12 protein-coding genes are annotated in these 11,796 nt (G+C 67.4%); 10 read left to right on the top strand and 2 right to left on the bottom strand.

Annotated elements, in window-relative coordinates; all coding sequences use genetic code 11:
* From ELR45_RS37620 to sthA, 6 genes are all read left to right on the top strand, one after another.
* Positions 1–814 (top strand): CapA family protein (locus ELR45_RS37620; RefSeq protein ID WP_205856464.1); only part of this gene is annotated, 814 nt, incomplete at its 5' end.
* 287 nt (positions 815–1,101) lie between these two features.
* Positions 1,102–2,859: a proline--tRNA ligase gene (locus ELR45_RS12085; protein WP_205856463.1), complete on the top strand. Its 1,758-nt coding sequence runs from the start codon at positions 1,102–1,104 to the stop codon at positions 2,857–2,859.
* Between the two features lie 96 nt (positions 2,860–2,955).
* Positions 2,956–3,888: a helix-turn-helix domain-containing protein gene (locus tag ELR45_RS12080; protein ID WP_165367699.1), complete on the top strand. Its 933-nt coding sequence runs from the start codon at positions 2,956–2,958 to the stop codon at positions 3,886–3,888.
* A gap of 197 nt (positions 3,889–4,085) precedes the next feature.
* Positions 4,086–4,478 carry a VOC family protein gene (locus ELR45_RS12075; protein ID WP_129666251.1) on the top strand — a complete coding sequence of 131 codons (393 nt, stop codon included), beginning with the start codon at positions 4,086–4,088 and terminating at the stop codon, positions 4,476–4,478.
* Positions 4,479–4,670: 192 nt separating this feature from the next.
* Positions 4,671–5,738, top strand: a complete 1,068-nt coding sequence (locus ELR45_RS12070; RefSeq protein ID WP_129666249.1) for a DMT family transporter — start codon at positions 4,671–4,673, stop codon at positions 5,736–5,738.
* 94 nt (positions 5,739–5,832) lie between these two features.
* Entirely contained in the window at positions 5,833–7,245 is a 1,413-nt protein-coding gene (gene sthA / locus ELR45_RS12065) for a Si-specific NAD(P)(+) transhydrogenase (protein WP_240759521.1), read from the top strand.
* Between the two features lie 78 nt (positions 7,246–7,323).
* Here sthA and ELR45_RS12060 read toward each other — a convergent pair whose 3' ends face one another.
* Complete coding sequence (locus ELR45_RS12060; RefSeq protein WP_205856462.1) at positions 7,324–7,722, bottom strand: ferritin-like domain-containing protein; 399 nt, start codon at positions 7,720–7,722, stop codon at positions 7,324–7,326.
* Between the two features lie 182 nt (positions 7,723–7,904).
* On the bottom strand, positions 7,905–8,579 hold the full coding sequence (locus tag ELR45_RS37615; RefSeq protein ID WP_205856461.1) for a hypothetical protein: 675 nt from the start codon (positions 8,577–8,579) through the stop codon (positions 7,905–7,907).
* Between the two features lie 175 nt (positions 8,580–8,754).
* On the opposite strand from ELR45_RS37615, the gene rimP reads away from it, so the two are divergent.
* From rimP to ELR45_RS40785, 4 genes are all read left to right on the top strand, one after another.
* Positions 8,755–9,261, top strand: coding sequence for a ribosome maturation factor RimP (gene rimP / locus ELR45_RS12050; RefSeq protein ID WP_129666245.1), 507 nt, complete (start codon positions 8,755–8,757; stop codon positions 9,259–9,261).
* 7 nt (positions 9,262–9,268) lie between these two features.
* A complete protein-coding gene (gene nusA / locus ELR45_RS12045) occupies positions 9,269–10,273 on the top strand; it encodes a transcription termination factor NusA (RefSeq protein WP_129666243.1) in 1,005 nt (334 codons plus the stop codon).
* A 97-nt stretch (positions 10,274–10,370) separates the two neighbouring features.
* Entirely contained in the window at positions 10,371–10,661 is a 291-nt protein-coding gene (locus ELR45_RS42695; protein ID WP_129666241.1) for a YlxR family protein, read from the top strand.
* Between the two features lie 170 nt (positions 10,662–10,831).
* A partial coding sequence (locus ELR45_RS40785) for a translation initiation factor IF-2 N-terminal domain-containing protein (protein ID WP_240759610.1) occupies positions 10,832–11,796 on the top strand: 965 nt, incomplete at its 3' end.

The following is an 11,796-nucleotide window of genomic DNA, read 5'->3' as shown; positions in this document are numbered from 1 at the left end:
CGTGCCGGCACTGGTCGACGCCGGGTACGACGCGTGTACGACAGCGTCGAACCACACGTTCGACCAGGGGGCCGATGGCGTCGACACGACGCTTGACACGCTGGACCAGGCAGGCCTGGCACACGCCGGTTCCGCGCGAACGGAACAGGAGGCGGAGCGGGCGACGGTGATCAGCGTGGACACGCCCGACGGCCCGGTACAGGTGGGGCTGTTGTCCTATACGCACGGGTTCAACGGCATCCCGTACCCGGACGACGAGGAATGGCGGAGCAACCTGATCGATGAGGATGCGATCCTGGAGGAGGCCGCCGCGGCTCGCGAGGACGGCGCAGAAGTGGTGATCGTCGCGCTGCACTGGGGCGACGAGTACGTTCAGGACCCCAACGAGGATCAGCTCGAGCTCGCGCCCAAGCTGCTCGAGTCCGATGATATCGACCTGCTGCTCGGCCACCACGCGCACGTGGTGCAGCCGATCGAGAATGTCGACGGCGAGTGGGTCGTCTACGGGATGGGCAACTTGATGGCCAACCATGGTGAGCCTGAGACCGCCAAGTCGGAGGGGTTGCTGACCCGCTTCACCTTCACCGAGGACCTCGACGACGGCACCTTCGGCACGACCGGCGCGGAGTACCTGCCGCTGTACCAGTCGTATACACCGCCGGTGGAGGTCCTCGACGTACCCGGAGCCCTGGACAGCGGCGAGACCGGCACTGCGACCGAGGCACGGCTGGAGCGCGCACACGAACGGACGGTCGACATGGTCGAGAGCCGCGGCGGTGCTGACGAGGGTCTGACGATGATAGGCGGCGACTGAAGCGCGTGCGCATGACCGTCCGGATGCCGTACCCGGCACGGTGAGCGCTCGCTGTTCGGTGCGATATTTCTGGAATGTGGAGGCGTGCCATGTCCCGCGTCGGACGCCGGCCATATCGAGTGTCGGAGCGGAGGTGATGGCAGCTATCCTCGTCCAGGTCGGATCCGACAGGGCAGCGCAGCCGCTCGTGATATGTGACGGCCCGCGGTCGTGTCTGTCGGAACCCGGCGAGCACCAGCCCGGTTCGAGCCGTCAACCCACTACCAACAGGAGTACGCCCCGTGGTCATGCGCATGTCGACCCTGTTCCTCCGCACGCTGCGCGAGGATCCCGTCGATGCCGAGGTCATCAGCCATAAGCTGCTGGTCCGCGCCGGCTATGTCCGGCGTGCCGCGCCCGGCATCTACAGCTGGTTGCCGCTCGGGTATCGGGTGCTGCGCAACGTCGAGACGATCATCCGCGAGGAGATGGACGCGATCGGCGCGCAGGAGGTGCACTTCCCGGCGCTGCTGCCCAAAGAACCGTATGAGGCGAGCAACCGGTGGGAGGAGTACGGGCCGAACGTCTTCCGGCTCAAGGACCGCAAGGAGGCTGACTACCTGCTCGGGCCGACCCATGAGGAGATGTTCACGCTCCTGGTGAAGGACATCTTCTCCTCGTACAAGGATCTGCCGCTGTCGCTGTACCAGATCCAGACCAAGTACCGCGACGAGGCGCGTCCGCGGGCCGGCATCCTGCGCGGGCGCGAGTTCGTGATGAAGGACTCGTACTCGTTCGACGTCTCCGACGAGGCGTTCATGCGCTCCTACAACGCGCATCGCGGGGCCTACATCAAGATCTTCGACCGGCTTGGGCTGGACTATGTCATCGTCTCGGCGATGTCGGGCGCGATGGGCGGCTCCGCAAGCGAGGAGTTCCTGGCGAACGCCACCAGCGGCGAGGACACGTATGTCCGTTCGGCGGGCGGATACGCAGCCAACGTGGAGGCGGTGGTCACGCCCGCTCCGTCGCCGGTGTCGTACGACGACGCCCCCGCCGCACACGTCGAGGACACACCGGACACACCGACCATCGAGACCCTGGTCGACCATCTGAACGCGCACTTCCCGCGCGCCGACCATGCGTGGACGGCTGCCGACACCCTGAAGAACGTGCTGGTGATGTTGCGTCAGCCGGACGGCACGCGGGAGCCGCTGGCGATCGGCATCCCGGGCGACCGCGACGTGGACGAGAAGCGGCTGCAGGCACAGGTGGAGCCGGCCGAGCTGGATGCGTTCACAGAGGCCGACTTCGCCGCGTACCCGATGCTGGCCAAGGGGTACATCGGCCCCGGGACGCTCGGGGAGAAGAACACCTCGGGGATCCGCTATCTGGTCGATCCCCGCGTGGTCGAAGGCACCCGCTGGGTGACCGGGGCCGACCAGTCCGGCAAGCACGTGATCGACCTCGTCGTCGGCCGGGACTTCACACCGGACGGCACGGTCGAAGCGGCCGAGGTGCGCGTCGGCGACCCGGCACCAGACGGTTCAGGGCCCCTTGAGCTGGCCCGCGGCATCGAGATGGGACACATCTTCCAGCTGGGCCGCAAATACTCCGAGGCGCTCGGGTTGCAGGTCCAGGACGAGAGTGGCCGGCTGGTGACGCCGACCATGGGTTCGTATGGCGTCGGCGTCTCGCGTGCCGTGGCCGCCATCATCGAGAACTCGCACGACGACGACGGCATCATCTGGCCGCGGGAGGTGTCGCCCGCCGACGTGCATCTGGTCGCCACCGGGAAGGACGATGCTGTGTTCTCCGCGGCCGACGAGCTCGTCGACGAGCTGGAGCGCTCAGGTGTCACGGTCCTCTACGACGACCGTCGCGGAGTCAGCCCTGGCGTGAAGTTCAAGGACTCGGAGCTGATCGGGGTGCCGACCATCGTCGTGGTCGGGCGCGGCCTGGCCGACGGCGTCGTGGAGGTGAAGGACCGCCGCTCCGGTGAACGCACCGACGTGCCGGTCTCCAACGTGGTGGCTCACCTGCGCTCCCTGCTGCGCAACTCATGAACGTTGCTCCATGATCATCAACGGTCGGCCACATCATGACCGGTCCCGTCGTTGATGATCATGGACGCGCGCACGCGGCTGCGCCACACTTTGAAGGTGAGCACGTCAGGCGAGAAGCTCAGGATCATCTCCGCGCAACGGCATGAGGCCGAGGACGTGTCGTGGGCGTTCGCGCGGTGTCTGCCGCGTCCGGCGCTCGCGGGCGACGTTGTCGGGTACACGGGCTATGCCGAGCACGCGCTACGGCCCGTGCGGCGACGTGAGGTGCCGAGTGCCCGGGTTCCGGTGATCATCAGCTTCGGCGACACCATCCACGTTCAGATGAGCGGATACGTCGGGCCCGCGGACGCGAACGCCGCTCAGGTCTCCCGTGATGGCCGTACCGCCCAGGCGACGGCACCTGGCCTGGACGCTGGCCCGAGTGTTGCGCCGTTGAGGCTGACGTCGTTCGTCGCAGGGTTCGGCGAAGCGCATGCGATCACCGAGTACACCGGAGCCCAGCGCGGGATCCAGATCGATCTGACGCCGCTGGGTGCGTACCGGCTTCTCGGATTGACCGGGGACGAGATCAGGACGGGTGTGCTGCAGCTGGACGATGTACTCGGCAGTGACGGCCCTCGCCTCGTCGACAGGCTGGTGTCGGCGCCGGACTGGCCGGCGCGGTTCGACCTCGTCGACGGCTTTCTTCTCGGGCGCTCCGAGCTCGCGCGGGTACCGGATCCGGCGATCGCATGGTGCTGGGACCGGATGCGGCGTACTGACGGCCGGGTTTCCGTCGGTGAACTGGTGGAAGCGGTCGGCTGGAGCAGGAAGCACCTGGGCGAGCGGTTCCGGCGGCATGTCGGACTCGGGCCGAAACCGGCGGCGCGGGTGCTCCGGTTCGCGCGCGCCGTATCGCTGCTAGACGGGTCACATTCCATCAGCGAGGTCGCGGCGGAGTGCGGCTACGCCGACCATAGCCACCTGGTACGGGACGTCCAGGCACTGGCCGGGTGCACGCCCTCGGAGCTGATCGCCGAGCGCAGCTGACGTCCCGGCAACGCGTAACGCAAGCCACGGCTCTTGGGCTGCTGACCGCACGCCGTGCATGTGACCGTGCTCAGACGCTCGATGACCAGTGGGACATGCCACCACCGTCGCCGGCTGACGAAACGGCCGTCGCAGAGATGGGCCGGAGGTAACATTCGTCCAAGCCCGATCGGCTGAGCCCTCGTAGCGTGTCGTATATGAGCGCCCCAATACGTCACCAGACGATCTTCCCCAGTCTGCGCTACCGTGATCCGCGCGCCGCGCTGCGATTCCTCGTCGACGCGTTCGGGTTCACGGAGCAGCAGGTTCACGAGAACGACGGACAGGTTGTGCACGTCGAGCTGAGCTACGACGGCGACATGGTTGGATTCGGGGTGATCGGCAGTGGCGACCCACTGTTCGACATCACCCCGTCCTGTGTCTACGTCGTCGTGGACGACATCGACGCGCACCATGCACGGGCGGTCGCGGCCGGAGCGGAGGTCGTGATGGAGCCGACCGACCAGGACTATGGATCCCGCGACTACGCCGTACGCGATCCCGAAGGGAACATCTGGGCATTCGGCACCTACCGTCCTGGCGTAGAGTGACTCCTATGCACCGGTGCTTCCCGATCACCCCTCCGCCGCGCCCCTAAGCGGGGCGCGCTGTGCCGCGCCGGCCATCATCTGAGGATGGCCGGCGAGTTCATGCTTGCCGCCATGCGCGGCTGACCACGTCGTCGGGCCTTCACGTCCCGCTCCCGCGAGTCCTTTTGCAGCACTCATCGCAGGAGTCTTCACGTGGATGGAACGAATACGCCTGGCGTCCCCACTCCCGGCATGCCCGAGCCGGGCGCGGCTACACCGGGCGCGGCTACACCGGGCGCATCGACGACAAGCAGGTCTACGGCGAGCGCATCGACGGCAGCCGCGGCTGCCGTGGCCCCCGCCCGGGGTGACCAGTTCGCAGTAGTCGCCGCGGGCGTGCTCTGGGGGACCGGCGGCCTGGCCGGCACCTTGCTCGGCGACAGCACCGGCGTCGGTCCGATGGCGGTCGCTGGATATCGGCTGGCGATCGGCGGGATGCTCATCGTGGGCTGGCTGTTGATATCCGGGCGGTTGCGCACATTGCGGCCGGGGCAGCGCGGCCTGCAGCGGCTGCTCGTCCTCGCAGTGATCACAGCCTGGTACCAGAGCTGGTATTTCGCGGCGATCGAGCTGAACTCCGTCGGGCTGGCCACTCTGCTCACGCTCGGTGCGGCGCCAGTCATCGTCGTCGTCGCTGAAAGCGTCATCGGGCGACGGCGGCCCACCCGGCGAACCATCGTTGCCATCGGGACGGCTGCGGCAGGGCTCGTCCTGCTTGTCGGAGCACCGGACGCAGGCGGCCTCGGTACCGCGATCGCCGGCGGCCTGTGCGCGCTGGCGTCGGCCGGAGGATTCGCGGCCATCACCGTGCTCGGGGCCCGGCCCGTCGGCGGTCTGACCGCCTTGCCGACCATCGGCGTCTCGTTCTGTGTCGGGGGCGTGATCACGCTTCCGCTGGCGGCGCTGATCGGCGACCTGGCGGTCGACGTGCGAGCGGAGACAGTCATGCTGCTCGTGTACCTGGGAGTGGCGCCGACGGCGGTGGCATACGTCCTGTACTTCACCGCGCTCCGCAGCGTGGCGACCGGGTCCGCGGTGCTGATCTCGCTGCTGGAGCCACTGACGGCGGCCGTGCTCGGAGCCGTGCTGCTGCAGGAGAATCTAGGCGTGCGCGGCGTCGTCGGAGCAGTACTCGTCGCTCTGGCTGTGGTGGTGACGTCGTCGCACCGTCGCTCGGAGTGCGGAGCCGGTGGCCGTCGGCGACTTCGATTCAACAGATGATGAATATTGTAACGAAGGTCTCCCCAGCCTGGGGTTGGCTCCGTCGATCATGTGGGACAAGCTGTACCTAGTCTCGGCGGCCGGAGGAGTAATGGTGGACGAAGCGGAATACGACTACGACCTGCTCGTGATCGGATCGGGGCCCGGAGGTCAGAAGGCGGCGATCAGCGCCGCGAAGCTGGGCAAACGGGTGTGCGTCATCGAACGACGTGACATGGTCGGCGGTGTCAGCGCGAACAAGGGGACCATCCCGTCCAAGACCTTGCGAGAGGCCGTCCTGTACCTGACGGGCCTATCGATGCGTGAGGTGTACGGGCAGTCGTACCGCGTCAAGCAGGACATTACCGTCCAGGATCTGATGGCCAGGACACAGCAGGTCATCAGCCGGGAGATCGAGGTTGTCCGGGCACAACTGCTGCGCAACCATGTCGAGCTCATCATCGGCACCGGGCGGTTCGTCGATCCGCATACGGTCGTGGTCGAAGGGGGCGGAGAACGCCGGCAGGTCACCGCCGCGAACATCGTGATCGCGACCGGTACCCGGCCGGCCCGGCCGTCGCACGTGGAGTTCGACGACGCACGGGTGGTCGACTCCGATGGCATCCTGCTGCTGGACCGCTTGCCGGACTCGATGGTCGTGGTCGGCGCGGGTGTCATCGGCATCGAGTACGCGTCGATGTTCGCGGCGCTGGGCTGCCGGGTCACCGTCGTCGAACGGCGTGATCGGATGCTCGACTTCTGTGATCCGGAGGTGGTCGAATCGCTCAAGTTCCACCTGCGGGACCTCTCGGTGGCGTTCCGGTTCGGTGAGGATGTCGAGAAGGTCGAGATCGGGCGGAACGGCACCGTGACGACGCTCTCCAGTGGCAAACGCATCCCAGCCGAGACCGTGATGTACTCGGCCGGGCGGCAGGGTGTCACCGAGGACCTCTCGCTGGAGAACGCGGGGCTCTGGGCAGATAAGCGCGGCCGCATAGCGGTGGACTCGCAGTACCGGACGGAGGTGGGGCACATCTTCGCCGTGGGCGACGTGATCGGCTTCCCGGCTCTCGCCGCGACGAGCATGGACCAGGGCAGGCTCGCATCGCTGTACGCATTCGGTGAGCCGGCCAACGAGCTCCGGGGTATCCAGCCGTTCGGGATCTACACGACTCCGGAGATCTCGTTCTGCGGCCGTACCGAGGAGGAGCTGACCGGCGACTCAGTGCCATATGAGGTTGGGATCTCCCGCTACCGTGAGCTGGCTCGCGGCCAGATCGCCGGGGACTCGTACGGGATGCTCAAGCTTCTGGTCTCGCCGTCGACGCGGCACCTGCTCGGCGTCCACGTGTTCGGCACCGGTGCGGCGGACCTCGTGCACGTCGGACAGGCCGTCATGGGGTGTGGAGGCACCGTCGACTACCTGGTGGACACTGTGTTCAACTTCCCGACCTTGTCCGAGGCGTACAAGGTGGCGGCGCTGGACGTCACCAACAAGCTGCGCGCGCTCGAGCAGTTCGACATGTGATCTCTTCCGCACCTGTGAGTTGATCACATGCGAGTTCAGTGCGCTATAACGCCCCGAAGTCGTATGTGATCAAGGAACTCACCGGTTCTCCAGGCCGGGGAACGCCGTGGTGCTGCCGGTCCAACGGGTGTGCTCCACGGCGACGTCGATGAGTGTCTCGGCGGCGAACGCGCGCAGGTCGTCCTCTGGTCCGGCCGCCACCAGGTCGACGTACACCGCGGCGAGGCGTTCCTCGAGAGTTGCGGCCAGCTCGCGCGCGGAAGCGGCGTCGTCGACGTCGAACGGAAGCGCGTACGCGGGCAGCGCCGCTTCGGGAGCTGCGTCGAGGGCCAATACGTGGTCGTGCAAGGCGTCGCGCTGAGCTTCGTGTGCTTGGCGTGCACGGCGGGCGGCCGCCTGCTCGTCCCCGCCAAGGTTCGCGCCGATGACGCCGTACCCGTACACGCACGCGTGCTCACCCGCGAGGGCGGCCTGCACGGCTTCGAGAATCCTATCTGCCGGCTCGGGACTCGGCGGCGACGTTTCAGCCGGGGCCTCGGGCGTCGGCGTCCGATCGTTCTGCGTTTGCTCGGCCGGGCCGGACATCTCGGGAGAGCCGGATCCGGAGGCCGGCCGCAACAGGTTGAACCGAGACCGAGCCGATGGGCGCGTTGCGCGTCTCATGCGTTCCTCAGCGCGACGTCGTGCGTGGCCTCGGCCGCGGCGATCGACGAGAGTAACGCCGCCAGTCTCGGGTCGGCGGCGAGCAGGCAGCTCGCCACGTGCGACTCGGAAGCGGCACGCTCGGCTTCGATGATGGCCTCGACGGCGTTGCCGGGGTCATCGGGTATGTCCGGGGTGTCGATCATTCCCAGGTCGAGGGCGAAGACGTCGTCGCCGTCGTCCTCAGACTCCCCGGCGTCCTCAGAGTCACCGTCGTCCCCGGCGTCCGCGCCATCGCCAGCGGAATCATCGTTTCCGGTAATCTCGTCGTCGTTGTCTGGTCTGCCCGCATCGCCGCCCGGCCGCGGGTCGATCTCAGGTGTGAGCAGGTAGGGGAGTGGGCCGTCGTCGAGTAGTGACTCCAGGTGACGGCGGTGGTGGATGGCGATCGGCTCGATGAGATCGCGCAGGTTGTCGTGTGCGGCGACGGTGGCGACGTGCAAGGCCAGCAGATCCTGCTCCGCCTGGACGGCGTCCCATCGGACGCGTGCGTCAGGGTCGGGCTCGCTCGTGTCGCCGACGCGCTTGCCCGCCGGTTCACTCGTGCACGCGGTCAAGGCGGCGCCCAATAGGGGCGTCCCAGCGATCGTCAAGAGCACGGGCCGACGCCGCACACCTGCCGTATCACTCACCGCAGAACCTTAACTTTCTTCTCGATTCGGGTGTTCAGCGGGTGGTCGCCTGCTGGTGTTCCGCGCGACACCACCTGCATGTTCGCTTCTCTCCTCGCGGCTGCATGTATCGTTGGAAAGCACTAGATGACCGGCGCGCTTCGCGCCAGAAAACTTGAGAGTGAGGAGGGTGCGTGTGAGTCCGGCAGATCGTGGCCTCCTTCAGAGGATTGTTGAACCAGTCGTCGAAAGCGAAGGGCTGGACCTCGAAGAGCTCAGTGTCTCCCAGGCCGGACGACGGAGCCGACTGCAGATCGTGGTCGACGCAGACGGCGGTGTCGACCTCGACCGATGTGCGGACGTCTCCCGTTTGATCTCTGCGGCTCTTGACGAGTCGGACGCGATGGGTGACGTCCCGTACACGCTGGAAGTCAGTTCGCCGGGTGTTTCCAGGCCGCTGACACATCCGCGGCATTGGGCCCGCGCGACGGGGCGCCTTGTCAAGGTCAAGCTCGCCGAGGGCGGCAGCGTCACCGGACGGGTGCAGGTCGCTGAGGACAGTTCGGTCGTCCTGGAGATCGACGGTACTGCGCGCGAGATCGCGTACGACCAGGTTTTGAAGGCGCGCGTCGAGGTTGAGTTCAACCGTGGCGACATGGTCGACGCCGAGGACCCAGGCTCGGCCGACGCGGAGACGGGGTGAGCTTGACGTGGATATCGACCTGACATTGCTGCGCGTGCTCGAACGTGAGAAGGACATTCCGTTCGACCGTGTTGTCGAGGCCATCGAGCGCGCCCTGCTCCTGGCGTACCAGCGCACCGGAGAGGCGCATCCCCGCGGGCGCGTCGTGCTCGACCGCCAATCCGGGCACGTGACCGTGTGGGCTCAGGAGCACGACGATGAAGGCAACGTCGTGCGGGAATGGGATGACACGCCCGAGGGCTTCGGCCGGATCGCGGCCACCACCGCGAAGCAGGAGATCCTGCAGCGGATCAGGGACGCCGAAGACGAAGCGACGTTCGGAGAGTTCCTGGGCAAAGAGGGCGACATCGTCTCCGGAACCATCCAGCAGGGCAGTGATCCTCGGTCGGTCCAGGTCGACCTGGGACGGCTCGAGGCGACGCTGCCCGCAGCGGAACAGGTGCCAGGAGAGAGCTACGAGCACGGCAGCCGGATCCGCTGTTACGTGCTGCAGGTTCGCAAGGGCTTCCGCGGACCGACGGTCACGCTGTCTCGCAGCCATCCCAATCTGGTGAAGAAGTTGTTCTCGCTGGAGGTCCCGGAGATCGCCGACGGTTCGGTGGAGATCGCCGCGATTGCCCGGGAGGCAGGTCACCGCAGCAAGATCGCGGTGTACTCGACGGTGCCTGGCCTGAATGCCAAGGGCGCCTGTATCGGCCCCATGGGTGCTCGGGTCCGATCGGTGATGACTGAGCTGAACGGCGAGAAGATCGACATCGTCGACTGGTCAGAGGACCCGGCTGAACTGGTCTCCCACGCGCTCTCACCGGCCCGGGTCCAAAGCGTGGAGATCGTCGACGAGGCCACCAAGACAGCCAGGGTGATCGTGCCGGACTTCCAGCTGTCCCTGGCGATCGGGCGGGAAGGGCAGAACGCACGGCTCGCGGCTCGTTTGACCGGCTGGCGTATCGACATCCGGCCTGATACGCAACCGGAGGAGTCGGTCACGACGATGCGGCCCGAGCAGGCCTGAGCGGCCCAGACGGGCAGGATTCGAAGCGACGGACGAAGGCGGCTCGCACATTGGCGAGCCGCCAGGCTTCAGCATGAGGCAAGAAAGACGGTAAACTATGACCGCGGAGGACCGTGTGTGTCGGCGGGGACCTATTCGTACATGTGTGGGTTGCCGTTCACGCGCGGAGAAATCCGAGCTGCTCCGTGTCGTCGTCGACGGCTCCAGGCCAATGATGGAACTGGTGCCTGACCCCGACGGCAGGCTTCCCGGGCGAGGAGCGTACATTCACCCGAGCACGGGATGCCTGGACATCGCCGAACGGCGACGTGCCTTTCCGCGGTCGTTTCGCCGCGGAGGGCCGTTAGACGTTAGTGTAGTGCGGCGATGGCTCGAGGCAGTGAAGTGAGCCTCAACGTGGGCTCTGAGGTCGGACTGGAACGGATCCAGGCCGATCTACTGGCCAGGAAAGAAGGAGACACGACGTGACTCTCATGAGCGTTCGATGAGCACGCAACGATGAGCACGCACAACACCTAGCCGGTCCGAGCCCGCAAGCCCGGACCGATAAGGAGAGCAGTGGCAAAGGTCCGGGTACATGAGCTTGCCAAGGAGCTCGGAGTATCGAGCAAGGACGTCCTGGGTAAGCTGGGCGATCTCGGTGAGTACGTCAAGTCGGCGTCCTCCACGGTAGAGGCGCCAGTCGTCCGTAAGCTTCGGGAAGCGTTCGCGAACCAGTCGTCCGCGCAAGGCGGTGCGGCGAAGAAGTCGTCGGCATCCGCGGGCGATGCGAGAAGGGCGCCGAGCGCTCCTACATCCCCCACACCATCCGACGCGGCACCGAGCGCGCCTGCGGCACAGCAGGACGCCGAGGACTCCTCGCCGGCCGTCGAGCGCCCATCGGCGCCCAAGCCGGGCCCGCGGCCGACGCCTGCGCCGTCCCCGGCACCTGGGCCCAAGCCTGGGCCGGCAGCGCGGCCTGCGCCCCCTCGCGGGACGACAGGCGACGCACCGGGCGGTACATCAGGCGATGCGCCAGGCGATGCGCCAGGCGATGCGCCAGGCGGCGCGCCAGACCGACCGAAGGACAAGCCCAGCGAGTCGGCCAAGCCCGCTAGCCCCGGCAGGCCAGAGCGCCCGGCGGAGTCGGGCCGTCCGGCTGAGCCCCGCGGACCGAAGCCAGGTCCGGCGCCTCGGCCCGGCAGCTCGCGCCCTGGAAACAACCCGTTCGGTGGCGACAACACAGGCATGGGGAAGCGGCCCACGCCGCGCCCGCCGGCCGGTCCGCGCCCGGGTAACAACCCGTTCGCGTCTGGTGGCTCGACAGGCATGCAGCGACAAGGCCGGCGCGACTCCGGCTCTGGTTCCGGCGCCGGTACGGGGTCCGGTTCCGGTGCTCCTGGTGCCAGCGGCGGTGGCGGCGGCGGTGGTCGTCCCAGCGGCGGTGGCAGCGGAGGCCCACGTCCCAACCCGGGCATGATGCCCGCCCGCCCACCGCGACCGGCCCCCGGTGGCGGTAGCGGTGGCGGCGGTGGCGGTGGCGG

Source organism: Phytoactinopolyspora endophytica (assembly GCF_004138495.1).
GTDB lineage: Bacteria > Actinomycetota > Actinomycetes > Jiangellales > Jiangellaceae > Phytoactinopolyspora > Phytoactinopolyspora endophytica.
This window is presented reverse-complemented; position numbering and strand designations above follow the sequence as displayed.

Bases quoted from the DNA above. Each gene is read 5' to 3' on its own strand.
- ELR45_RS12085 (WP_205856463.1), top strand. From the start codon at position 1,102: ATGCGCATGTCGACCCTGTTCCTCCGCACGCTGCGCGAGGATCCCGTC.
- ELR45_RS42695 (WP_129666241.1), top strand. From the start codon at position 10,371: ATGACCGCGGAGGACCGTGTGTGTCGGCGGGGACCTATTCGTACATGT.
- ELR45_RS12075 (WP_129666251.1), top strand. From the start codon at position 4,086: ATGAGCGCCCCAATACGTCACCAGACGATCTTCCCCAGTCTGCGCTAC.